General features: G+C 48.4%; 24 protein-coding genes. 19 read left to right on the plus strand and 5 right to left on the minus strand.

The window, feature by feature from the left end; all coding sequences use genetic code 11:
* Positions 1-170: 170 nt before the first annotated feature.
* The 9 genes from E8L90_RS00005 (at position 171) to E8L90_RS00060 (ending at position 9,269) form a co-directional block, all read left to right on the plus strand.
* A complete protein-coding gene (locus E8L90_RS00005) occupies positions 171-1,235 on the plus strand; it encodes a CapA family protein (protein WP_137027451.1) in 1,065 nt (354 codons plus the stop codon).
* 103 nt (positions 1,236-1,338) lie between these two features.
* Positions 1,339-1,719, plus strand: coding sequence for a VOC family protein (locus tag E8L90_RS00010; RefSeq protein WP_279633640.1), 381 nt, complete (start codon positions 1,339-1,341; stop codon positions 1,717-1,719).
* Between the two features lie 824 nt (positions 1,720-2,543).
* Positions 2,544-4,292 carry an ABC transporter substrate-binding protein gene (locus E8L90_RS00025; protein WP_137027453.1) on the plus strand — a complete coding sequence of 583 codons (1,749 nt, stop codon included), beginning with the start codon at positions 2,544-2,546 and terminating at the stop codon, positions 4,290-4,292.
* 86 nt (positions 4,293-4,378) lie between these two features.
* On the plus strand, positions 4,379-5,335 hold the full coding sequence (locus E8L90_RS00030) for an ABC transporter permease (protein WP_137027454.1): 957 nt from the start codon (positions 4,379-4,381) through the stop codon (positions 5,333-5,335).
* Positions 5,336-5,346: 11 nt separating this feature from the next.
* Positions 5,347-6,273: an oligopeptide ABC transporter permease gene (gene opp4C, locus E8L90_RS00035; RefSeq protein WP_137027455.1), complete on the plus strand. Its 927-nt coding sequence runs from the start codon at positions 5,347-5,349 to the stop codon at positions 6,271-6,273.
* Between the two features lie 308 nt (positions 6,274-6,581).
* Positions 6,582-7,568, plus strand: a complete 987-nt coding sequence (locus E8L90_RS00045; RefSeq protein WP_137027456.1) for an ABC transporter ATP-binding protein — start codon at positions 6,582-6,584, stop codon at positions 7,566-7,568.
* Complete coding sequence (locus tag E8L90_RS00050) at positions 7,558-8,523, plus strand: ABC transporter ATP-binding protein (RefSeq protein ID WP_137027457.1); 966 nt, start codon at positions 7,558-7,560, stop codon at positions 8,521-8,523. Before E8L90_RS00045 ends, E8L90_RS00050 begins: the two co-directional genes overlap by 11 nt.
* A 234-nt stretch (positions 8,524-8,757) precedes the next feature.
* Positions 8,758-8,952: a YezD family protein gene (locus tag E8L90_RS00055; RefSeq protein WP_137027458.1), complete on the plus strand. Its 195-nt coding sequence runs from the start codon at positions 8,758-8,760 to the stop codon at positions 8,950-8,952.
* Positions 8,953-8,987: 35 nt separating this feature from the next.
* On the plus strand, positions 8,988-9,269 hold the full coding sequence (locus tag E8L90_RS00060) for a DUF2325 domain-containing protein (RefSeq protein ID WP_007729617.1): 282 nt from the start codon (positions 8,988-8,990) through the stop codon (positions 9,267-9,269).
* A 134-nt stretch (positions 9,270-9,403) separates the two neighbouring features.
* On the opposite strand, the gene E8L90_RS00065 is transcribed toward E8L90_RS00060, so the two are convergent.
* A protein-coding gene (locus tag E8L90_RS00065; protein ID WP_162309130.1) for an IS1182 family transposase occupies positions 9,404-10,734 on the minus strand; the annotation gives its coding sequence in 2 pieces (ribosomal slippage) (positions 9,404-10,194 and positions 10,194-10,734; 1,332 coding nt in all).
* A 327-nt stretch (positions 10,735-11,061) separates the two neighbouring features.
* Between E8L90_RS00065 and E8L90_RS00070 the strand changes: the two genes are divergently transcribed.
* The 5 genes from E8L90_RS00070 (at position 11,062) to E8L90_RS00090 (ending at position 16,846) form a co-directional block, all read left to right on the plus strand.
* Positions 11,062-12,705, plus strand: coding sequence for a peptide ABC transporter substrate-binding protein (locus E8L90_RS00070; RefSeq protein ID WP_137027460.1), 1,644 nt, complete (start codon positions 11,062-11,064; stop codon positions 12,703-12,705).
* A 72-nt stretch (positions 12,706-12,777) separates the two neighbouring features.
* Positions 12,778-13,668, plus strand: coding sequence for a serine hydrolase (locus E8L90_RS00075; protein ID WP_137027461.1), 891 nt, complete (start codon positions 12,778-12,780; stop codon positions 13,666-13,668).
* Between the two features lie 5 nt (positions 13,669-13,673).
* On the plus strand, positions 13,674-15,098 hold the full coding sequence (locus E8L90_RS00080; RefSeq protein WP_137027462.1) for a serine hydrolase: 1,425 nt from the start codon (positions 13,674-13,676) through the stop codon (positions 15,096-15,098).
* 139 nt (positions 15,099-15,237) lie between these two features.
* The gene (locus E8L90_RS00085; protein WP_137027463.1) at positions 15,238-15,957 is read left to right on the plus strand and encodes a 3'-5' exonuclease; all 720 of its coding nucleotides are present in this window, start codon (positions 15,238-15,240) and stop codon (positions 15,955-15,957) included.
* Between the two features lie 25 nt (positions 15,958-15,982).
* Complete coding sequence (locus tag E8L90_RS00090; RefSeq protein ID WP_137027464.1) at positions 15,983-16,846, plus strand: GNAT family N-acetyltransferase; 864 nt, start codon at positions 15,983-15,985, stop codon at positions 16,844-16,846.
* A 65-nt stretch (positions 16,847-16,911) separates the two neighbouring features.
* Here E8L90_RS00090 and E8L90_RS00095 read toward each other — a convergent pair whose 3' ends face one another.
* The gene (locus tag E8L90_RS00095) at positions 16,912-17,880 is read right to left on the minus strand and encodes an MraY family glycosyltransferase (RefSeq protein WP_137027465.1); all 969 of its coding nucleotides are present in this window, start codon (positions 17,878-17,880) and stop codon (positions 16,912-16,914) included.
* 184 nt (positions 17,881-18,064) lie between these two features.
* On the opposite strand from E8L90_RS00095, the gene E8L90_RS00100 reads away from it, so the two are divergent.
* The 4 genes from E8L90_RS00100 (at position 18,065) to E8L90_RS00120 (ending at position 21,166) form a co-directional block, all read left to right on the plus strand.
* On the plus strand, positions 18,065-18,457 hold the full coding sequence (locus tag E8L90_RS00100) for a hypothetical protein (RefSeq protein WP_137027466.1): 393 nt from the start codon (positions 18,065-18,067) through the stop codon (positions 18,455-18,457).
* A gap of 159 nt (positions 18,458-18,616) precedes the next feature.
* The gene (locus E8L90_RS00105) at positions 18,617-18,877 is read left to right on the plus strand and encodes a hypothetical protein (protein WP_341870803.1); all 261 of its coding nucleotides are present in this window, start codon (positions 18,617-18,619) and stop codon (positions 18,875-18,877) included.
* A gap of 141 nt (positions 18,878-19,018) precedes the next feature.
* Positions 19,019-19,492, plus strand: a complete 474-nt coding sequence (locus E8L90_RS00110) for an MgtC/SapB family protein (RefSeq protein ID WP_137027468.1) — start codon at positions 19,019-19,021, stop codon at positions 19,490-19,492.
* Between the two features lie 561 nt (positions 19,493-20,053).
* Complete coding sequence (locus E8L90_RS00120) at positions 20,054-21,166, plus strand: aminopeptidase (protein WP_137027469.1); 1,113 nt, start codon at positions 20,054-20,056, stop codon at positions 21,164-21,166.
* Between the two features lie 25 nt (positions 21,167-21,191).
* On the opposite strand, the gene E8L90_RS00125 is transcribed toward E8L90_RS00120, so the two are convergent.
* Together E8L90_RS00125 and E8L90_RS00130 are read right to left on the minus strand one after the other, a co-directional pair.
* Complete coding sequence (locus E8L90_RS00125; protein ID WP_137027470.1) at positions 21,192-21,620, minus strand: DMT family transporter; 429 nt, start codon at positions 21,618-21,620, stop codon at positions 21,192-21,194.
* A gap of 23 nt (positions 21,621-21,643) precedes the next feature.
* Complete coding sequence (locus E8L90_RS00130) at positions 21,644-22,342, minus strand: cyclic nucleotide-binding domain-containing protein (protein WP_137027471.1); 699 nt, start codon at positions 22,340-22,342, stop codon at positions 21,644-21,646.
* Positions 22,343-22,533: 191 nt separating this feature from the next.
* Between E8L90_RS00130 and E8L90_RS00135 the strand changes: the two genes are divergently transcribed.
* Positions 22,534-23,418 (plus strand): NAD(P)-dependent oxidoreductase, encoded by an 885-nt coding sequence (locus tag E8L90_RS00135; RefSeq protein WP_137027472.1) that lies wholly within the window; start codon positions 22,534-22,536, stop codon positions 23,416-23,418.
* A 49-nt stretch (positions 23,419-23,467) separates the two neighbouring features.
* Here E8L90_RS00135 and E8L90_RS00140 read toward each other — a convergent pair whose 3' ends face one another.
* Positions 23,468-24,520, minus strand: coding sequence for an AI-2E family transporter (locus E8L90_RS00140; RefSeq protein ID WP_137027473.1), 1,053 nt, complete (start codon positions 24,518-24,520; stop codon positions 23,468-23,470).
* Positions 24,521-24,611 lie beyond the last annotated feature (91 nt).

A 24,611-nucleotide genomic window follows, 5' to 3' on the forward strand; every position in this document is an offset into this window, starting at 1 on the left:
TGGAAAAAGAAGGAATATTCTGTCCCAAGAAGCATGCCCAAAACCGCCATCTTTTGCATGCCCGTCACTTTTCGGCGAGAAATTTTAAGGAAAGCAAGACATGCTTCAACAGGCTTCACATCCCGCGGCTTCTAGAATGAAAGCAAAAAAGAGAAGTGGGCGAAAGAAGCATGAAGATTAGACGATGGAAACACGCCGTAATCGCGGTAGCCGCTGTGATGCTCTGTGTTGCGATGGGCTCGGAATCTGGCGCTGTCCAGGCGAGCAGCGAAGAGGATGTGCAGGAGCAGAATTCCATTCAGGTTGCTTTTGTCGGCGATATGATTTTGGATAAGAGCGTCGGGAGTCAGATCGGGCGGTACGGCGTCGATTATCCGTTTCAAAAAACAGCGGATTTTCTCAAGCAGGCAGACCTGACGATTGGCAATCTGGAGACACCAGTCAGTACACGGGGACGACCGGAAAAAAAGGAATATACCTATCGTGCGAAGCCAGAGTCGTTACAGGGGCTCGTGAACGCAGGCTTTGACGTGGTCAATCTGGCGAATAATCATTCGATGGATTACGGAATAGACGCGCTCTCTGACACGATGGAGCATCTGAAAAAGGCGAAGATCGGTTATGTGGGGGCGGGGAAAAACGAAGAAGAAGCATTTGCTCCCTATATCCAAACGATCAAGGGAAAACGTGTGGCAGTCATCGGGATTAGCCGTGTCCTTCCAAATGAGCGTTGGTATGCGCGAAAAAACAAGCCAGGCCTCGCACATGCCTACTCGTATGAGCCGATGCTGTCCCATGTTAAAAAGGTAGTGGCGGAGTCAGACATTACGATAGCGGTCATGCACTGGAATCTGGAATATGAGGATTACCCGGAACCATATGCGCGTGAGATGGCGAAAAAGCTGATCGACAGCGGTGTGGATGCCATTGTTGGGTCGCACAGCCATTCGATTATGGGCGTTGAGTTTTATAAAAAGGCGCCGATCTATTACAGTGTAGGGAATTTTGTGTTTACCACCTCGCGCAACCCGAAAGGTCGTGAAGCCATGATGGTTCAACTGACGTTTACAAAAGACGGGAGCAAGAGCCGCGTGATCCCGGTGAAGCTAACGAACGGTCAGCCTGCTCCGATGGATGAGAAAAACAAACAGAGGATCATCGACAAGCTCAACCGTATTTCCTATGGGGCGAGTATATCCGAAAAAGGGGAGGTAACCGAGTCTAAGCCTCAATAGCGAGTCGCCGCATCATTTCTCTACGTGTGAAACTAGTGGTTATGCATATGGGAGAAATGGGCAGAATGGAGACGTATATCATCACGAAAAGGAGTGATTATCAGTGCAAGCTATCACTACGTTTTTCATGTTCCACGGACAAGCGGAAGAAGCGATGAAGTTTTACACTTCTATTTTTGATCGCTCCGAAATCAAGCAGATCATGCATCAAGAGAATGGACAAGTCCTGCACGCTACCTTTACCTTAAAAGACCAGACCTTCATGTGTATCGACAATACGAACGGTGACTATCATGCCTTTACTCCGGCGATTTCGTTGTTTGTGGACTGCGATACGGAGGAAGAGGTTGACCGGGTTTTTGGACAGCTTTCCGCGGATGGACAAATACTCATGCCGCTCGGGCAATATCCGTTCAGTGAAAAGTTCGGATGGGTTCAAGATCGTTACGGATTATCCTGGCAGGTTAACTTACCGAAAAGATGATATTAAAAAGCCGGTATACCTCTTGGAACCGGCTCTTTTTATGTTTATAAACGTTGCTGTAGTGGAGGAAGAAGCGAATTTCCAGTCTACGCTTCGGCCTACGCCCCGTAGGGGGTATCACTGTCCGCTTCGGAAAAAATGGCGGGAGCGCTTCAAACGTAGAAGTTTCGGGGAGGTCATTCATAAGTGAAGCTGAAATTCCCCGCCATTTTTTCCTACGCTAGGGCGGGCTCCAGAGGCGCTTGGACTGGAAATTCGCTTCTTCCTACGTAGCTTTTATTAATAAAGTGGTTCTAAGATGATTTATAGCTTCCTAGCATTAACTTACAAAACGTTTTAAAAACACGCATGAATCCACAGCTGTACGAAAGTCCTGTCACATGTTTGGAAGGAGACCGCCCGAACGCAGAGAGGATACAGGCGACTGGAAAACATGTGGCAGGGCTTCTCCCGACCACAACCGATGGAATACATCTTTTGTCTACATCGTCATCAACTGACGAAAACTACGAAACCAGCGATAAAGGCTTCGTACACAGCTTCCGTATAAAAGACATGCCACTTATGAGAGCCTCGAATAATCGGGGCTTTTTTTCTGTGAAAAACGTCTCGACGTTTTTCATAAAGGTGGATGCGACCGCTTGCGGTCAACAAAACGGTCATGACCGTTTTGTTTGGAAAAAAATGTTGACTTGATCAGGTGTAGATACCTATAATTTAATTCATAGTAAACAGGTAAGAATTATATGTTATTATCTTTTGATCCGACCGGACCACCGGAGGAACGGTTTCACTTAAGTGAGTGGATATGAAGGAGGATCACCATGAGAAAAAGGCTTTCGCAAATCATTGCAACTTTACTGCTAGGGACGCTACTGGTCACAGGATGCAGCTCTGAAGGCAGTACGCCAGCTACCTCGACACAAACGGCGACTCCGTCGACAGAAGCATCAGCACCTGCTGCCAGCAACGTGCAAGACATAAAAGACGGCATCAATTTGGCCACGGATGTATCCAAGCTGCCGGAAGCAGCAGCCAAAAGGACTGATACATTCATTGCGGGACTGACGGAGCCAGGCGGCGTGTTTAACCCGTTTTTTTATCACAACGGTTACGATGGCAACGTCTCCTCAGCGATCTTCGAATCACTGGTGGATGTCGATGCGACAGGAAAGCCGGTACCCAAGCTCGCGGAAAAATGGGACGTATCACCTGACCAGCTCACGTATACGTTCCACCTGAGACCGAATCTGAAATTCAGCGATGGTTCACCGCTGACGGCAGAGGATGTCGCCTTTACACTGACGATTCTGCACGACAAAACGTACGATGGCGAAACGGACATTTTCGTAGCAAGTATCAAGGGTGGTCGTGAATACAAGGAAGGCAAAGCGAACACGATCGAAGGGATTAAGGTGATTGATCCACAGACGATCCAGATCACGACGGAAAAAGTGAACGCCAAGTCTCTTGTCCTGTTAGGCGGGCAGGTGCTCTCTAAGGCATACTACGGCAAGGAGTACAAACCAGGCAATCTGGAGTACCTCCGCACCTTGCACGGCAAGCCTTTGGGAGCTGGTCCTTACAAATTCGAGGCGTACATTCCTGGTCAAGAAGTCCGCTATCTTGCAAACGAGCACTATTACGCGGGCAAGCCGCAAATTGAGCACTTTATCTACAAGACGACCGAGGGCGACGCTCTGCAGTTTATCCAGACGGGGGAAATGGACTACAACTCCTTTACGGTCAACTCGGATAACATTGAGCAACTGCAACAGCTGGGATACGTGAATATCAATTTGTACACATCCAGCGCCTATTCATACATCAAGTTCAATCATTCCAAGCCGTTTTTCAAAGACAAGCGCGTCCGCCAAGCTTTCATCTACGGACTGGATCGCCAAAAGATTCTCGACTTGACCTACCAAGGATACGCGCAAGTCGCCAATGTACCAATCAGCCCTGTTTCGTGGGCTTATACGGATGATGTCAATCCATACGCGTACAATCCGGAAAAGGCGAAGCAGCTCCTGGATGAAGCGGGCTGGAAGCCGGGCGCGGATGGTATCCGTGAAAAAGACGGACAAAAGCTGATCGTGCATTACTACACGACAAAAGGAAAGCTGGGAGAAGTTCTGATCCCGATTGCCAAAGAAAACTACAAAGAGCTGGGCATCCAGTTTGAAGCAGAAATGATGGACTACAACGCCGTATTGGCACGGACGGAAAAAGGCGATCACGACCTCGCTTCGTTCTCAACCACGATGCTGATCGATCCAGATGACGGTGTAGACGCTTTCTCGACGAAAAAGGGCAAGAGCGGATTTACCGGAACGAATGGCTACTCCAATGCCAAAGTAGACGAATTGCTGGAAGCAGGTCTATCTACGCTGGACATCGAGAAGCGCAAAGCCATCTACAAAGACCTGTACAAAGAGTTGAGCGATGACCCACCGTACATCTTCCTCGGCTACCGCAAAATTTTGTCTGCGCACAACGGCAAGATCAAGGGCTTGGAGCCGAATCCGTTCACGGGCATTTCGACCAGCCTGCCTGGCATCAAAATCGAGTAACAAATTCGAGTAACTGACTCACGAATGTTGTGCCCGGCCCTGGGGCTGGGCTTTCTTTTTTCCCCAAGCATGAAAGGAGGCCAACGATGACGTCCTACTTCCTGAAAAGGGTCTTTTACATGGCGTTGACGCTCTTCGGCGCATCCATTTTGATTTTTTTCCTGTATGCCCTAACGCCCGGTGATTTCGTCGATACGAGTCTTAAGCTGACAGCCGAACGAAAGCTGGAGCTAAAAGTGATGTACGGGCTGGATAAGCCTGTCGTCGAACGGTATTTCATCTGGATGAAAAACGCCTTCCAAGGCGATTTTGGCTACTCCCTGCAGTACCAGCAGCCAGTGATGTCGTTGTTGAACGATTACATCTGGAATTCGTTTTTGCTCGCGATTACCTCCACCTTTTTTACATGGCTGATCGCGATCTCAATCGGAGTTCTGTCTGCTGCAAGGCAGCATTCCTGGTTCGATGCCCTCGTGACGATCGGTGTTTTTGCTGCGATGTCGCTGCCTGTCTTTTTCGTTGGACTGCTGTTTATCAAGTTGTTTGCCGTCGATGCCAAGCTGTTTCCCGCAGGGGGCATGATGATGATCGGCAGTAAGGAAACAGGGCTCACCTATGCGTGGGACGTGGTTCAACATATGTTTTTGCCTGTGACGGTGCTGACTTTGCTTAGCGTCGGGACGCTGACCCGCTATTTCCGCACGAACATGCTGGAGGTCATTCAACAAGACTTCGTGCGCACGGCCCGGGCAAAAGGACTGAAGGAAAAAGTCGTCCTGCACAAGCACGCGCTGCGCAATGCGCTCCTGCCTGCCATTACACTGCTAGGCTTTGAGCTGCCAGCTCTGTTTGGTGGGGCGATCATCACGGAAAAAATCTTTAACTGGCCCGGTGTCGGACAGTTGTACATGCAGGCGTTTTCTGTACGGGACTACCCGCTCTTGATGGGCTTTACGATGTTCCTGGCGATTCTCACCGTCATCGGAAACTTATCTGCTGATTTGCTGTACAGAGTGGCTGACCCGCGGGTTCGGTTGAAATAGGGGGGAGAACGATGGCATCAACGGTAAGTGAAGTAGCGGAGGTGACGAGACGAAAGCAGGTAGCGTCGCGTTCTTCCTTGTGGCACGAGGCGTTTTTGCGCCTGAAAAAGAAGCGTCTGGCCATGGCTGGACTTGTGTTTTTACTCGTCATGGTAGCGGTATGCTTCATCGGTCCGTTTTTTTCTCCGTACGCATCCGGCAAGATTAATACGACCATGATCAACAAGCAGCCAAGCTTCTCCCATTGGCTCGGGACGGACAGCTTGGGCAGAGACATTTTGACGCGGTTGATGCAGGCTGGCCGAATCTCATTGACAGTAGGCATCGCTTCTATGGTGCTCTCTGTTTCCATTGGCGCCCTTCTCGGTGCACTGGCTGGCTTTTACCGCGGGTGGGTTGATCAAGTGATCATGCGTATAGCAGACGTGCTCATGACCATTCCTGGTCTGCCGCTCTTGTTTATTATGGGTGCAGTCCTCTCCGAGTGGAAAATCCCGACCGACTACCGCATTTACATCGTCATGGTCATGCTGAGCCTGATCGGCTGGCCCGGCTTGGCACGAATGGTCCGCAGCCAGATGCTCACCCTGCGTGAAAGTGAATTCATGCAAGCAGCAGAAGTACTCGGTCTGCGCGACAGACGCAAGCTATTCTTCCATTTGCTGCCCAATCTGACACCACTTTTAATTGTAGTTGCCACCTTGAACGTCGGAGGTGCGATCCTGAGCGAATCTGTATTATCGTACTTCGGCCTCGGAGTCGTCCCGCCAACGCCGACATGGGGCAATATGATGGATGCGGCAAACACGTTGATCGATTTTCAGAAAAGACCGTGGCTGTGGGTTCCTCCGGGGATTGCTATTTTCGCTACTGTCATCTCGATTAATTTGCTGGGGGATGGACTGCGGGATGCTTTAGACCCGAAGCAGCAGCGTTGATGCATGTTCTTGAGTGATTCATAACTTCTTGAACCTTCTTTCAAGAAAAAACTGAAGTTGCGCAGGGAGAAGTGATTTCCAGTCCAAGCGCCTCTGGAGCCCATCCCAGCTTTGAAAAAAATGGCAGGGAATTTCAGCTTCACTTATGAAATACTTCCTCGAAACTTCGACGTTTGAAGCGCTCCCGACATTTTTTTCAAAGTGGACAGTGATACCCCTTGCGGGGCGTAGGCCGAAGCGTAGACTGGAAATCACTTCTCCCCTCCACTACAGCTTCTCCTATACACGAAAAGGCAGGTGAGCCAAGCATGAATGCTTTAGTCGAAATCCAAAATTTAAGCACCTACTTCAAGTCCGAACAAGGCGTGGTCAAAGCAGTCGATGCCCTCGATCTGCGCGTCCATGAAGGAGAGACCGTATGCATCGTAGGCGAGTCGGGCTGCGGCAAAAGTGCGGCAGCCATGTCATTGATGAGACTAATCCCAGAGGCGGTAGGCAGTATCGTTTCGGGTGAGATATGGTTTGCAGGCCGTGATCTGCGAAAAGTGAGCAAAGAAGAAATGCGAAAGCTCCGTGGCAATGAGCTGGCGATGATTTTCCAGGAGCCGATGTCGTCACTCAATCCCGTACTGACCATCGGTGAGCAGATCATGGAGCCGATCATGGAGCATCAGGGCCTAAGCAAAAAAGCAGCCCAAGCGCGAGCCATTGAGCTGATCGAGCTAGTCGGAATCCCACGGGCAAAAGAAATCGCCAAATCGTACCCCCATGAATTGAGCGGGGGCATGCTGCAACGCATTATGATTGCCATCGCCATATCCTGCAATCCGCGTCTATTGATCGCTGATGAACCGACGACTGCTTTGGATGTGACCATTCAGGCGCAAATTCTTGATCTGCTGCGCAAAATCAAGGAAGAAGCCCAAACTGCGATTCTTTTTATCACGCATGATCTGGGTGTCGTAGCGGAAATGGCCGATCATGTGGTCGTGATGTACGCAGGGAAAGTGGTAGAGGTGTCTCCTGTCGTTGAGCTGTTCGAGGAGCCGAAGCACCCGTATACACAAGGCTTGCTTCGCTCCAAGCCTGTGTTGAATCAACGCAGATCCAAGCTGTATTCCATCCCCGGTCAAGTGCCGAATCCGACGACACTCGGTGAATCGTGCTATTTTCATGACCGGTGCGATCAGTGCTTGGACATTTGCCGAGTGAAGCAGCCGCCTTTGCGTGATGGGGGAGACGGCAGAAAGGTCGCGTGCTGGTTATATGAGGAGGAGATAGCCCGTGGACAGTAATTTGCTGGAAGTGCGCCAGTTGAAAAAATATTACCCGATTACTGGAGGGCTTTTAGGTAGGACGATCGGCCATGTAAAAGCGGTGGATGACATCAGCTTTTCCATCCGAAAAGGGGAGACGTTTGGGCTTGTCGGTGAGTCCGGCAGTGGGAAAAGCACGACAGGTCGCACCATCCTGCGCCTTTTGGAAAAGACAGAGGGAGAAGTTCGCTTCCAAGGGATCGATGTCCACGCCTTGAATCGCCAAGAGCTCCGAGCTTTGCGCCCGCAGATGCAATACATTTTTCAAGATCCGTACAGCTCGCTGAATCCACGCGTTCGAATCGGAGAAGCACTGGGGGAAGCGCTGCTTGATCATGGGCTGCTCCCACAAGCGGAGGTCAGAGAAAGAGTCTTAGAGGTCATGGCTTTATGTGGATTGGCACCGTATCATGTCGAACGGTATCCGCATGAGTTCTCGGGGGGGCAGCGTCAACGGATCGGTATCGCACGGGCCATTATGATGAACCCTGATTTTATCGTCGCGGATGAGCCAGTATCTGCTCTGGATGTGTCGATCCAAGCGCAAATCATCAATTTGTTTGCAGAGTTGCAGGAGAAAAGGAAGCTGACGTACTTATTCATTTCGCATGATTTGAGCGTCGTGGAGCATCTGTGCACGAGGATCGGCGTCATGTATTTGGGGTCATTGCTGGAGCTGGCACCTCGCGATGAATTGTTTTTGGAGCCGCTCCATCCGTACACCAAAGCATTGCTCTCCTCTGTGCCACTTCCGATCCCAAAGAAAAAGCGCGAACGCATCGTCCTCCAGGGAGACATGCCAAGTCCGGCGAATCCTCCGGCGGGGTGCAAATTCCACACGCGCTGCCCGTATGTGAAAGACATTTGCCGAAAGGAAGTGCCTGCTTTTCGCGAAGTGAACACCGACAGATTTGTCGCCTGTCACTTGGTGTAACGGGAATCAACGGGGGAACGAAAGCTCCTGCGAGGACAAAGACAACCAAGCTGTCTAGTTGCGCAGGGAGCTTTTCGTCAATCGAAGGAAAATGAGGTGAGAAAAGCCTCTTGCTTCCCAAACTGTTTGACATTGACAGTAAAGGGGATCAAGAGGTATTATCAGACTATAAAACACACTAAATGGGTAGGAATAGTATATATTGATTTTCGATCAAACAGGAGGGTGATCCACATGGCAAAGAATGAGATTCCCCTAGACAATTTCTTATTAGAAAAAATAGCACGCGCACTGGATGGTCTGGAATACGGCTCCATACATATTGTGGTTCACGATTCACAGGTTGTTCAGATTGAGCGAACGGAAAAATACAGACTCCCGGCAGAAAAGCCCGAGGCAAAGCTTTCGCAAGCGCGTACCGGAAAATAGACAAGTAGGCGTGGAAAAAGAGAGGAGGAAGGACTATGGCAGGCGTTCTTGTGGTAGGAGGAGATCGGGTAGCAGAAATCGAGAGCTTGTTGCAGAACAAAGGGTTCCAGAATGTCTATCACGTATCAGGTCGAAAAAAATCCGATGTGAAGGCAACGATTCCTTCGGATACGGAGCTTGTTCTTGTCTTTATTAACTTCGTGAGTCACAGCTTGAGTAAAAATATAAAGAAGCTGGCGAAGCAAAAGCACGTCCCGATCGTTTTTTGCCGAAGGTCATGTGATGCGGTAGCTATGTATGAACCAGCGATAAGCTAGAGAGGACAGTAGAATATGCGCGAATGAATAGAAGTATTCAAGGATGAATACTCAGACTGAAGAGAAACCCCCTTTTGGGGATTTCTTTTTGGTATTGTTCCAGCACGAAGTGCTGAAAAAAGGATAGCCTTCACCTAACTTGCTTTCGCTAGGTGTAGTGCTATCCTTTTAATGTTTTGTACTGTTGCTGTCATCAATACCTGCTCTTGGACATTTTCACGTCCGCGTAACCTACAATAGCGAAGCCCATGCAGTTCTTTAGCATCTGCAAAGCTTCGCTCTATGGTTTGGTATCTTAATCTATATAAATATTTCCCCGATTTACTTAAACGGTTCTGTCGAACCCATTCCTTACTCTCTTCCCAAACGTGCCTACTTATCACCTTTTGGTGATTTTTAGATCGGGTACACTCAGAAAGCCTTGGACAAGTTTTACATATTTCTTTATTGGACTTATACATCCTGTATCCGTTTCGATCGGTAGTCGAATAAGTAAGCGTATGTTTTTGAGGACATGTGTACACATCGCACTCCAGATCATATTTAAAGCGCCATTTAGCAAAAAGACCTTTAACAGGTGTAAAGGCACGATGACCGATGACAGCAAATACATTTATATCGTGAAGTGCCTTGCAGATTGGAGTAGTTAAATAACCAGCATCTAATGCAATAGCTTCAATTGTATCCTTAAACCCAAACTTCTCGATTTGGAGATTCAGCCTATCTATGTAAGGAACGGAATCATGGACATTGCCAGCAGTGACATGGACATCGGTAATAATATTGTACTTATGATCGACAGTCCGGTGATCGAGATAGAAAAAGCCTTCGGGCTTGCTGTCTCGAACCATGTAGCCACTTTCCGGATCAGTGGTACTCACCTTGATTTCCTTTTCTTCCTTCACACCCTCTCTAGGCTTCAATCCTTTTTTCCATGTACCTCACGGTCTTCATTAATTGCTACCTCTAAATCTTTGAGATAGGCACGACTCGATTTCTCGATGACATGCTTCTTAAATTTTCGTTTATTCGCATTTGCTTTAAGATGCGTGGAATCACTTATCAATACACGTCCAGCGACCATTCGATGCTGAATCGCCAAGCGCACAATTTCATCAAAAATCTCCTGAAAAACATTTGTATTTTTAAAACGGGTTCGACGATTCCAACTGATTGTTGTGTGATCTGGAACTCGATCTGTTAAAGAAAGGCCAAGAAACCAACGATAGGCGATGTTAGTCTGGATTTCTTTTTCGAGCTGCCTCTCTGAGCGGATACCGTAAAGGTATCCAATGAAAATCATTTTAAATAAAACAATAGGATCAATCGAAGGTCTACCGTTATCCTCGCAATAATATTGACGTACTTTTTCTCGGATGAAGGAGAAATCTATATGTTTCTGGATGACCCTTAATAAATGGTCCTCTGGGACCAATTCATCAAGGCACACAAATTCGTAATGCATTTGCGGATTTTTATCATTCGAGGTAAGCACAATTATCACCTACTATAAAATGTAATTATAAGAATTATAACAAATTAACGCGGTGTCGCCTTAAAATTAAGTAAAATAAAAATGGCTGTCGACTTTCTCGACAGCCTGAGTATTCAAGGATGAATACTTCTTTTTTGCGTGACAGAGACTATTGGTAGAAACCTGCTGGACCGATTCGGGTAAAAGTATTCAGCACTGAATAAAACCAACAAAAGAACAACGGAAAACATGGATGGCATAAAATTTGCAGAATATTTATTCAATAATCCGTTATCCGACTCAAACAGGGGGTACAGCATGAAAAGACCAGTTGTCATAACAAGTCTCTTCGTTTTGCTTACGGGGCTATTTGCAGGCTGTAGCAACGGCAATACGCCGACTCAAACCGCACCAGACAACCAGCAGCAACCAGCACCAGTACAGCAGGCAACTGCGCAGCCTGCGGCAGAGCAGACCTTGCGCATGAATGCCGCAGAACCTGAAACACTTGATTCAGGCATGTCTAACGATGTGATTTCCGGTGCCTTCATCCGTTCTTTGTACGACGGGCTTGTTCGATTGAACAAGGATGGCAAGCCAGTCAATTCCGTTGCATCCGACATTCAAGTATCAGCGGACAAAAAGGTGTATACCTTTACTTTGCGCGACAGCAAATGGAGCAATGGCGACCCGGTTACGGCTCAAGACTTCGCCTTTGGCTGGATGCGCGTGCTCAATCCGAAGACTGCCAGTGGCTCCGCCTACAAGTATTATCCGATCAAAAATGCCCGCGCCTTTTACGAAGGAAAGGCGAAAGCGGAGGATGTCGGCATCAAGGTCGTCGATGACAAGAAACTGCAAGTCACCTTGGAAAACCCTACTCCTTACTTCCTGACACTTGCGACCTTCTACTATCCGGTCAATCAAAAGGTGGTAGGAGCTAATCCCGATTGGGCGAAAAAGCCCGAGTCCATCGTGACCAATGGGCCGTTCAAGCTGGTGAATTGGCAGCATAAAAACAAGATTGAGCTAGCCAAAAACGAGCACTATTGGGACAAAGACGTTGTGAAGTTTAACGAAATCGAGTTTTCTATGATTGAAGATACGAATACCGAGCTGGAGCTGTTCAATAGCGGTGAGCTGGATTGGGCTGGCGGCCCGATTAGCGGTCTGCCTGCGGATGCCATTGGGCCGTTGCGCGACGAAGGCAAGCTGCAAACCATGAAACGTGCCACCAGCTACTATCTGTTGTTCCAGACAGAGAAGCCACCCTTTACGAATAGCAAAATCCGCAAAGCGTTTGCCTACGCGATCAACCGCAGTGACATCGCAGAAAACATCGGTCAGGCCGGACAGACTCCTTTGATGGGCTTCGTCCCATTTTCCGCCTCCCTGAAGCCAGAAGGATATTTCAAGGATAACGATGTGGAGACAGCGAAACAGTTATTGGCAGAAGGAATGAAGGAGGCGGGTATCACTAAGCTGCCCGAAATCACCTATCTCTACAACACCTCCGATCTCAATAAGAAGATTGCTGAAGCGTTGCAGGCTCAATGGAAGCAAGCTCTCGGTGTGGACGTCAAGCTGATCAACAAAGAATTGAAGGTCATGTTTAACGATCAGGAGCAAGGGAAGTACATGATTTCCCGAACAGGCTGGACGGGTGATTACAATGACTCCGTCAACTTCCTGGAGCTGATGATGGAGAAGAACAGCTCCAATAACTCTACCTTCTGGTTTAGCGAAAAATACGTAGAGCTGGTGAAGAAGGCATACGCTGAGCCGGATGAGACCAAACGCAATCAGTATCTGGTCGAAGCAGAGAGCATCTTGATGGAAGAAATGCCGGTCACAGGTGTGTACTCTAGCGTCAATTCATGGGTACAAAATGAAAAAGTAAAAGGCATCACAGTAGATCCGTTGGGCTACATTGACTTTAAATGGGGATACAAAGAACAATAGCGCTGAAAAGAAATGGCCGACACAATAATCCGCGTGTGGGCCGTTTCGAAAAGCGATGGGGGAGGAATTTTCATGACATGGCAGCAAGCAGTAGAAAATGAATTGAAGGAAGCGCCCGGTATTTTTGGAATCGCAGCTGTGCATGTGGAAACGGGAGAGACAGCGGGGCATCTGGATGAAGAGTTGTTTCAACTGGCGAGTGCATTCAAAATTCCGATCATGGTCACCTTGATGAGCGAGGTGGAAGCAGGACGAATCCGCCTCGATCAGCGTGTGACACTAAAATGGGAGGATCGCGTGCCGGGGTCAGGCATTCTGCAAGAGCTGGATGCGGGAGCGGCCTTAACAGTCAAAGACTTGGCGACACTGATGACGATTGTTAGCGATAACTATGCGACAGACCAAATCCTCGAACTAATCGGCGGCATCGACAAGGTGAATAAGCACATGCATGAACTGGGACTTTCGCAGATTCATTTGCGGCATAATTGCTGGGAGCTCCTCAACCACTGTGTGGGTATGAACGAGCCTACTCCTTCGCAGGCAGGGTTTGATGAATTCATGCGACGAGAAGAGTCAGGCAATTACGAATTGATTCACGATGTTTCGATGCCTACCTGTGATAATAACGTAGCGACACCAGCCGAGCTGAACCGCCTGCTTATCATGATTGCGCGAAAAGAAATTCTCACGGAGACCTCCTGCGAGCTGATGCAAGACATCATGCGGCGTCAGCATTACAACAGCCGTCTGCCGTACTTGTTGCCAGAAGGAACAAAGGTCGCCCATAAGACAGGGACCGTCAATGCAGTCGTCAATGATGCTGGCATCATTTATTTGCCCGAAGGAAAAGGAATGATTGCGATCACGGCACTTTCACGTGGTGTGACTGACACAGAAGCCGCAGAACTTACCATCGCCCGTGTTGCAAAAGCGATTTATGAGCAAGCGATAGGGAGTTGATGAAAATGACGACATGGAAGGAACAGTTCCACTCGTATGCACAGCAGCTGCTGGACGAGGGAAAGGCTCCGGGTGCAGCTATTGCTGTTGCGCGTGATGGTGAGCTTTTGTACGAAGGGACATTTGGTTTTCGTGACAGAGAACAGCAGCTACCACTTTCCCTCGACACGGTTTTTGGCATCGCATCCATCACCAAATCGTTTACCTGCGTTGCGATCATGCAGCTGCAGGAGGCAGGCAAGCTGTCTGTCCACGATCCGGTCGTGAAATATTTGCCTGAGTTTCGGGCCGGCGATCACGAGCTGACAGCACGCATGACGATTCATCACTTCATGACACATACGCCTGGAATAGCGCCCATGCCTTACTTAGACGGCGCAATGAGGCGGAGTATGGAGAATGATCCTGCTGTCATTGGAACCAAGGCAGAGGAAGAACTGAAGACAGTGCCTTACCTGAATACGTACGAAGAAGTCATGGAAGCCATTGCTGGATTCGAAGGGAAGCCGCTCTCAGAGCCAGGAGGAGCTTTTAGCTACAACAACGACGCGTATGGGCTTTTGGGGGCGATTATTGAACGGGTCAGCAACCAGACGTATGAAAACTACGTTGCGACGCATATTTTGCGGCCGCTGGGTATGAACAGAACCGTTTTCTCCGTGGATGAGTTGGCTGACCAGGATGACGTCACGGTTTTGTATACCAACAAAAGAATCGATGACGAAAATCAAATCATTGCAGCACCCATCTGGCACGATGCCCCAGCGATGCGGGCAGCCGGTTTCCTTAAATCGACTGTGAATGATCTACTCGCTTATTTGGAAATCTTTCGTTTGGGGGCAGCGGGTAAACCGACACCGATTCTGTCTGCCGATAGCGTCAGGCAGATGCTCACTCCCTTTGCTCGTATGGACGGGCACCGCTCCTATGGCTATGGTCTGATGGTCTCGCCTGCCTTTCCAGATGGCTTGCTGGTAGAGCATGGCGGGTCGCTGAAGGGAATCAGCTCGCACATTTTCTCGGTTCCGGATCAAGGGATTACGGGCGTGATTCTGGTCAATCTCGATGGCGTGAGCGTTCGAGAGTTGGTCCTCGGCTTTTTGAACAGTTATTTTGCAAGGCCAGCCGGAGCTCCGTTGTATGCCTATGATCCATACGAAGTCGCAGATGAGCAGCTGTCACTGTACGAGGGGCGCTACTCTTCGCAGGAATGGGTAAGCGCATCGATAGTCAAAAGCGATGGTAGATTATTCTTGGAGGTAGATGGTCTATCGTACCCACTGGTCCCGGTACAAAAAGACAGCTTCATTTTCCAAAAAAGAGACTCCATCCCCTGGGTTGAGTTTTTCCGGAATGAAGACGGGCAAATAGTGAGGATGAGTTACGGATTGCGTCAGTTGACGAGGGAATCCACAAAAGCGCTAGCATAAAAGGTTAAATAAGGATAGGAATCCTGACGGGTTCTTATCCTTGTTTTGTTTCAACCAAGCAGCCACTTTTGTCTTTTTTTTGCTTTCTATGCCCGATCCAAGTCATAATAGAGACAATACATACAGGATGTGATTACGCTTGCAGATCATTGTTTTTGACCTTGAAACGACACTGACTTATCAGAGAGACAAGATCCCGGAAATTATTGAGATCGGAGCGGCAAAAGTCGTACCCGGGAAAAATGGCGTGGAGGTCGACACCTTTCAACGCTATACCTTTCCGGCCATTGAACGCAGAATCTCGGAGAGAACGCGCAAGTTCATCGGTCTCGATAAAGAGAACATGCCAACCTTTATCCCGTTTCGCCGGGCATTCGCAGAATTTATGAAGTGGATTGGCAACGATTCTGAATACTACCTGTGCACATGGGGGCAAGACGACAAGCGGCTGATGATCGAGCATGGTGCGCGTTTCGGTTTGGACTTCAACTGGATGCGCAATTACAACGACATCCAGCCGCCAATTAGCATGCTTTTGGCTGATCGCAAACAGATGAGTCTGAAAGAAGCGATCGATACGGCAGGAATCATGCAGGAGGGCAGGCTGCACTCGGCCTTGGTCGATGCTATCCACACAGCTCATTTGCTGATCAAATACAACAAGACGGTACACTTGAAAGAAAACACGCCAGAAGAGAACTACAATTTGTCGAGCTCGTTGTACATTACGTGCCGGTCTTGCAAAAAGAGCAAATATTACACGGCTTTCGGGCGAAAAAGCAGAAGGTGCGAGGCTTGCTTGCAGCATCGCAAGAATTTGGAAAAAGCCGCAGAAGCAGCAACCGTTCAACAGAGCTAATGGGAGAGAATGGAGGAGAGCGTGGATGATACGACAAGCACAATCAAAAGACAAAGAGACAATCGTCACGATGATTGGCGAAGGCATGCTTTGGAGGACCGAAGAGATTGACGATATCGTGGAAAAAGCTACGGTTTACATCTGGGAGGAAAACAATCAAATCATCGGCTGTGGCACATATGATTTGAACTCCTCCGGCGAAGACGGGACAGCAGAAATATACGTCTATACACGACCAGACCATCGAAAGCGAGGAATCGGCTCGCGGCTGCTCGATAAGCTGTGGCTGGAATTGCAACAGCACGAGGAGAAGCCGAGGGCAGTCATGGCTACCTATCGGGTAGACCACGGGCAGGGAGCCGACTTTTTTGCCAAGAGAGGCTTTGCTTCTATCTGGGGACATCATCTGATGAAATACACAGGGGAGATCGGGCCGGAACCGACACTCGACGTACGAAAATTCTCGGAGTCCGATATGGATATGTACATCCAAGCGCAGAGTGACGCTTACTATGAGGTACGTAAAGGTATCGATCTTCAACCATACCGTTTGGCAGACTATCCTGAGAAAACGATGAACGCATGGAAGAAATGGATCCTAAACGATATGAGAGAAGATATTTACTTATTCGAGCATGAGGGAGTATTTGTAGGGTCTTTGATCATCACAGGGCACGGCGAAGTCTACGATGTATTTGTAGATCCCGTGCATCAAGGCAAAGGCTACGGCAAAGAGCTTGTCCGCTTTTTTGTGAACCGGACGCTGGAAAAGGGCTTGCAGCCGCATCTCGTCACGGGTACCCATAACGAACCCGCGATTGTGTTGTACGAACGGACAGGCTTTCAAACGTTCCAGACGACCACGACAGCAAAGAGAGACTTTGCGTAATCGCTCATAAAAAAATGCCGCAGGGATTAGACCCGAGCGGCATTTTTCATTGTGACCGATAATAACTATACTCCGAGCAGGAGCAGGATAATGGACGTCAGACTAAAGCAAACGCTGATCAAGCACAGGAAGGTGACGACCTGTTTTGGATTGAGTCCAGAACGCAGCAGGCGATAATGAACCTGGCTGGCATCTGCTTGGTAGATCGGCTTTCCTTGCAGGAAGCGTTTGGTCACTACAAACAGATTGTCAAAAATCGGCACACCAAGTGCTAAAATCGGAATGAACAAGGAGAGAACCGTTGCCTGCTTAAAGGCACCATCCAACGCGATAACCGCCAAGATAAAACCGAGGAAGGTCGCGCCTGCATCTCCCATGAAAATTTTGGCCGGTGGCTTGTTGTATCGCAGATAAGCCAAGGCAACACCGATCAGACTGATCGCCATAATCGCAGATGTGCTTTGTCCTTTTACTAAAGCGACTACGAAGAGCGTGCCTGCGGAGATCGCAGAAAGCCCTCCAGCCAAGCCGTCCATGCCATCCGAAAAATTGATGACCGTCGTTACTCCGAAAATCCACAGGATGGTCAGGACGAACTGCAACCATTCCGGGAGCAATATGTATTCGCCACTCAATGGATTGTAAAAGCCGGAAAAAGTAATACCCGACAGATAGACAATTACGGCGGCCGATACTTGGACGATCAGCTTGGGCAGGGCGGAAAAATCCTTGCCTTGGGTCTTGTACCAGTCATCAATGGTACCGATAATCAGCAGCAGTAATGAGCCTGACAGAACAGCAATCGTTTGCCCAGTCGATTCTTTCGAGAAGAGCAAAAACGATGCAGCAAAGCCAACAAAAATAGCGTAGCTGGCTGTCAATGGGATCGGCTCCCGGTGAATTTTTCTTTCCACGTCTTTACGTGGCTTGTCCACAAAATCAAGGCGAAATGCCAATTTAGCCAGAGGCGGAATCAGCACCATAACGATACAAAACGACAGGAAAAACGAAAGAGCGTACGTTATCGTGACCATCTCCTACAGATAGTAAGCGTTCTATTGCAAAGATACTCGCATACCGTGTGTTTGACAAGTCTATTATAGGAAGTATTCCAAATTTTGTCGACTCTTGCAATCACGTAAGGGTGAGGTACCAAAAAAAGTTGGTACTTATCTCCAAGAGAACTGATCCCTATAATCCTTCGTAGGAGGGATCCAGATGGAGTACATGGCAGTATGGTTTATCCTAGGTATCATTTTTTCGATAACACTCGCCGCAAAGCAGATCAAGCCTTTGCTGAAATTCGTTATATTTGGTTACTACCTCGTGCTATCTTATCTATTTATCTCACGTAAAGAACAGATATATAGTGAGTATCATCGGGTGCCCGTGCCGGAGCAGTTCTGGGAAACCAACTCGGATTGGGTGGGACTCATGCTTGGTTTTTATTTTGTCCCATTTCTCCTCATCCTGCTGTTCATCTACTTTTGGCTGTTCCGAAATGCCAACAGTGTGAAGAAACGGTTTCTCATTTCTCTTACCATTGTACCCGCAGCGATTATCTATCTATGCTTGCTGTTTGTTTTCAGTATGTATGGATATCGACCTTGATAGAGTGATGTTAGATTATCTTACATGAATTTGGTTTCTCCGTTATAGTGTAACAAGGAAGAAAAATCTTCTACAAATACGGAGGGGCTCTTATGAGGTAGCCTTTGTTATCGGGAAGGAATCGAGTTTTCAGAGGAAGAACTACATCAGCTGTCCCAGTTGCTGATCGATGTTGTGGAGGATGGGGCTTCCCTTGGCTTTTTACCGCCTATGCAGCTAGAAGAAGCACGGGCCTATTGGACTTTGGTGCCCCATGAACATGTGAAAATTTGGGTAGCTGTACAGGTAGATGTCATCGTCGAAACCAACCAGTTGTATCTGTCGATGGGATACCAAGAAGCTGGACGCGTTCCGGAGTTTGCCCGATCGGATGACGGCAGCTATCACGACACCGTGCTTTACTTTAAAACAATAGAATAGTCGTACAAGCTACAAGCGGACGGTTAACAGGCGTCCGCTTTTTTGTTTACATAGTTTAAAGGAAGTAAGCTTTAAAAAAAGGCGGTCTATTTTTCAAAATTGCACATATCATGTCTCTATCGCTATAAGAAGGTGACAAGGATGGAGCTTTTACAAGGGTTGTATGTGCAGTACGACTTGGAAATGTATGTGCGGGTAGTGGTGAGTGCGATTCTCGGTTTGTTCATCGGGTGGGATCGTTCGCACAGAAACAAGCCTGCCGGGCTAAAAACGTACATGTACGTGTCCGTAGCCTGCACGCTCATCACACTCGTTTCCATTTACAGCACCAAGCTATACAGTGCGCCTGGTAACGGAACGATGATGGACCCGATGCGCTTGGCTGCACAGATTGTCACAGGTCTTGGCTTTTTAGGAGCAGGCGTCATCTTGAAGGACGGCTTGAAAGTAAAAGGATTGACGTCCGCAGCCATGATCTTTTTCGCCGGAGGGATTGGTATCGGGATCGGAGCCGGCTTTTACGGCATTGTGATATTCTCGGTCGTCATCGCCTTTGTACTCGCCAGGATCAGTCAGTGTGTGGAAGATGTCCAGCACAGGCGGTTAGGAAAGTGAATGATGGAGAAGCGGTGCAGGGCAAGTTCCTTAGCATCGCTTTTTTGTATGGAATGGGGCTGTAGTGGGGAAGAAGCGAATTTCCAGTCTACGCTTCGGCCTACGCCCCGCAAGAAGTATGACTGTCCGCTTCGGAATAAATGGCGGGAGCGCTTCAAACGTAGAAGTTTCGAGGAAGGGTTCCATAAGTGAAGCTGAAATTCCCCGCCATTTTTTCCTACGCTAGGGTGGGCTCCAGAGGCGCTTGGACTGGAAATTCGCTTCTTCTACGCAGCTTCTCAAATCTTAGAAGGTGAATGCAGTACAATGATCTCAAGAACTTCTTTGTACAAACTTGCAAGACGCCTAAAAAGCACGAAATCATCCACAGCTGTCCGGAAGCACTGTCACATGTTTGGAAGGAGACCGCCCGAACGAAGAGAGGATATAGGCGACTGGAAAACATGTGACAGTGCTTCTCCCGACCACAACAGTGGGATCACGATTTTTCCGATGATAATCCTCTGACAAACGCGCGTTATGCTGGAAGAGCAATCACAAACCGGAAAGGACGCGTGACGGATGAGAGATGAGAGACTAAGCAAAATAGCCGACAACTTAATTTCGTACAGCCTGGATGTGCAAGCCAAACAGCATATTATGATCATGGTCGTGGATGAAGGAGAAGCACTGGCAATGGAGTTGGTGAAGCGGCTGTATGCGAAGGGAGCGTATCCCCACCTCCGCTTTGTACGGCCAAAAGTCCAGCGGGAATGGTTGAAAGGGCTAACCGAAGAGCAGCTTGCCCAGACCGTGCAGTTGGAAAAGGACCTGTGGTTTGGCATCCAAGGCTATATCGGCATTCATGGCGAGACAAATGACAGTGAGATGAAGGATGTTCCGCAGGAGAAATACCGTCTGTACGCAGAAGCGTATGATTCCATTTTCCATCATGTCGACAATCAAATTACAGGACTGCGCATTAACTACCCGACCTCGGCCCTTGCTCAAAAGGCCAACATGACGACAGATGCATTTGAAGATTTTTATTTCAACGTATGTTCACTCGATTATCGGAAAATGGCCGAAGCGTGCCAGCCGTTGTACGACCTCATGGACAAAACGGACAAGGTGCGCATCGTCGGACCAGGGACAGACTTGACGTTTTCGATCAAAGGGATCGGGACGCGGACAGCGGTAGGCAAACGAAACATTCCCGATGGCGAAGTGTACACCTCTCCCGTGCGCGACTCGATTCACGGGACGATCAGCTACAATACGCCCAGCAATTTCAAAGGCACGACGTTTGAAAACATCCGGTTTACTTTTCGGGAAGGAAGGATTGTCGAGGCGTCCGCTAACTATACGGACAAGCTAACGGAAATATTGGACACGGATGAAGGTGCACGCTACATTGGTGAATTCGCCATTGCGTTTAACCCGTACATTTTGTATCCGATGGGCGATACTTTGTTTGATGAAAAAATCGCGGGTAGCTTCCATCTCACACCGGGTCGTGCCTATGATCAGGCGGATAACGGCAACCGCAGTGCGATTCACTGGGACCTGATCAGCATTCAGCGTCCAGAATACGGTGGTGGCGAAATCTGGTTTGACGATGTACTGATTCGAAAAGATGGAAGGTTTGTACATGAGGCGCTGCTGGGGCTGAATCCGGAGCGATTGATTCTGTAGAGGAGGGCGATCATGCCCTCCTCCTTTATTTGAATTTGAAAACCATTACACCTGCGATCATGATGCCGATTCCGATGATCTTGTTCAAGGTGATCGGAACCTTTTGCACGCCGAACAGGCCGAGAGAATCAATGAGGAGAGCGACGAGCAATTGGGAGATGAGCAGAATCGATACGGCATAGGCAGGGCCGATGGTCGTAATGCCTTTCATCACACTAAAAACGATCAGCGCCCCGAAAACGCCTCCAAGTAAATACACCTTGTTGACTTCCCCGATGCTTTTCCAATCGCCATCACGAACGTAGAGAAAGATCGCGAACGATACAAGAAAGCCCACGCCGTGAACAATCGCATTGGTTTGCCACAGTCCGAGCTTTGTACTGGCTTGCGCATTGAATACGCTTTGCAGACAAATAAAAACGCCAGCGAGTAACGAAAAGAGAATGCCTTGCACAATATGACCTCCTACATGGTTGATTACTCATAGATGTTTCCGCTCGCAAGCTCACTAATTTTTTCTCGATCCTTGATAATCAGTGCGCCTTTTTTGCGTTCGATCACGGATGCTGCGCAAAGATTGCGAATAACCCGGTTCAAGTGTCGGTAGCTGGTACCTAACAGCTCGGCAACCTCTGTCAGCTTCGCCGTCTTTAGCTCCTCAGAAGCAGTCGACCCTGTGTCACTGGACAGCGTGGAGAGCAAATAGCTGGCAAAGCGGTTTTCAACGGGATACAACAGGTTTAGGCTGGTTGAGTTCGATGATGTATGTAGCTTGTGACTGATTTTATGTAGAATGAATTGCAAAAAAGGCGGGTGGTTCTGGTAGTTTTCCTGCAAAACCTTGAAGGGGAGACTGACTACGAGACCTCGATGGACAAATTCAACGGTGTTGCGGACCTCGCATTGTGTGACATACTCGACGTCACCAATAATCGCGAGTGGATTGTTAAAGCGCAGCAACAAAGATTTTCCGTTAGGAAGCGTCGTGAAAATTTTGATTTTCCCCTTCAAAATGAAGTACATGTGGTGAAGCTGATCGCCCTTCGAACAGAGGATATCACCCTTCTCAGCCTGATACAGGCGCATTTCATGGAGGGTAATGGCATCAAAAATATCGGGCAAGGGACTATTTTGCACCAGCGTATGTAAAAGGGTGCGGTCGTGAAGTTCTTTCATGTATTAAGCCTCCTGCTCGTGCGCTTGCAGGTTATACCTTCTTTAGTAAAAGGCATTTGCACGCGAAAAAAAAGGACATATGTCCCTTTTCCCAGTTAAACACAAAAGACGCGTAGCAGGAATATTCGGATAGATTCGAGAAGTACAATTGTCGAGAGAATAGAAAAGAGAGAAACGAAGGAGTGGGTCACATGGCTTTACCTGTAAGTGAAAGAATCATTGGATTTGTAGGAACGGGTGTCATGGGGAAAAGCATGGCAAACCATTTTCTGCAAGCAGGATATACAGTGCTGGTGTACACGCGTACAAAGGAAAAAGCGGCAGATTTGCTGGCAGCCGGCGCGATTTGGAAGGAACAGGTCAGTGAGCTGGCAAAAGAGGCAAACGTCATCATTACTATGGTCGGCTATCCATCTGATGTCGAGGAAGTGTATCTCGGCGCGGATGGAATTGTGGCAAATGCGAAGCCGGGCACTTATTTGATCGATATGACGACATCAAAGCCGTCGCTGGCGAAACATATTTATGAGGAAGCCAAAAAGCATGAGCTGTATTCCCTGGATGCGCCTGTCTCCGGTGGAGATGTTGGGGCACGTGAAGCGCGACTGACCATCATGGTTGGCGGTGATCAGGAAGTATTTGAGGCGATGAAGCCCGTGTTTACGATCATGGGGACAAACGTCGTGTTGCAGGGGGGACCAGGTGCAGGTCAGCATACCAAAATGTGCAACCAGATTTGCATTGCGACGAACATGATCGGTGTGTGTGAAGCGATCGCGTATGCGAAAAAAGCAGGTCTGGACCCGGAGAAAGTGCTGACGAGCATTGGAGCGGGTGCGGCAGGCAGCTGGTCGCTGTCGAATCTGGCGCCGCGCATGATCGCGGGCAACTTCGCCCCTGGCTTTTACGTCAAACATTTTATCAAGGACATGGGAATCGCATTGGAAGCAGCGGAGGAAATGGGGCTGCTGACACCAGGACTCGCCCTCTCCAAATCGCTCTATGAAGAACTGGCAGCAAACGGCGAGGCTGATAGCGGCACACAAGCTTTGCTCAAATGGTTTGAGGGAGAATAAAGGAAAAAGGAGCCCTTTTCATGAGGGGCTCCTTTTCTATGTCCATCTGTCACGTGTTGACTTGTATATCTTTTGGAACGGATCTATTTTTGGTAGGGGGCTGTTCCATTTTCTTCACTTCTAAGATGTCCAGCAAGAAAACAAAGGATGGAATCCCAACAATCAGTCCCCATACTCCAAAGAAATGCTCGGAAAAGATCAGAACGACAAACGTGTAGAAAATCGGCAAGTGAGTCTTCGTCGCCATCAGGCGAGGATTCAACACATATGCCTCAAGCGCATGAATCAACATGATGAAAACGAGCAAATAAACAACGGTTGGGATACCACCAACGCTAAAAGCGATGGCACTGAGCGGAATCAATGAGATGGCGACACCTGCAACCGGAATGAGCCCCAGGATGAAGACCATGATCGCGAGTCCCAATAGATTCGGAAAGCCCATGATCCATAGACCGATGACGGTGAAGGTCGTATTGAATAAGGCGATCAACAGCTGTGTTTCGATTACTTTGCCAAAGGTCAGGATGAATTTTTGGCTGAAGTAGGCGATTTCGCTGTATAGCCAGGATAATTTGCTCGTGCGAAATTGAGCGGTAAACGTAACGACATTGTCTTTGCCGAGCAGGAAAAACAAACTCAGAATAATCGCCAGAAAGACATTGAACCCAACGTTTCTGACCACTGCGAGAAAATCAAGGCTGCCTTGAACGATGCCCTTCATATCTAGCTTCCCAACAACAGACATAAGATAGGGGGCAAACTCATTGTTCTGATTTTGATGGTATACTTCCTCGATGGAATGGAACAATTGTCCGGTTTGATGAATCAGAGCAGGAATGGCTTTCATCCCACCCACAACGAGTAAGAACGTCAGCAACATATAGAGAAAAATGAGAATCAGCTTGGGATGGATCGGTACGACTTTGTGTGTGAGTCGCGTGATGTATTGATGCAGCCGATTCATTAAATAGGTAACTAAAAAGGTTAGCAAAACCATGTTCAGCATACTTCCCAAGGAGTAAAGCAACAAACAAAACAACGCCAAAATCCCAAATCGTCTTACATCCGGCTTTTGCAAGGCGGCAGCAAAGAAATTCATGGGAACATCCTTTCCAAGTGCTCTTTTCAGCACTCCCATCCGTATACGATGATTATACTGCGTCGGTGTGAACAATTATAGCACGCTTAAA

The sequence above is a fragment of the Brevibacillus antibioticus genome, from assembly GCF_005217615.1.
GTDB lineage: Bacteria > Bacillota > Bacilli > Brevibacillales > Brevibacillaceae > Brevibacillus > Brevibacillus antibioticus.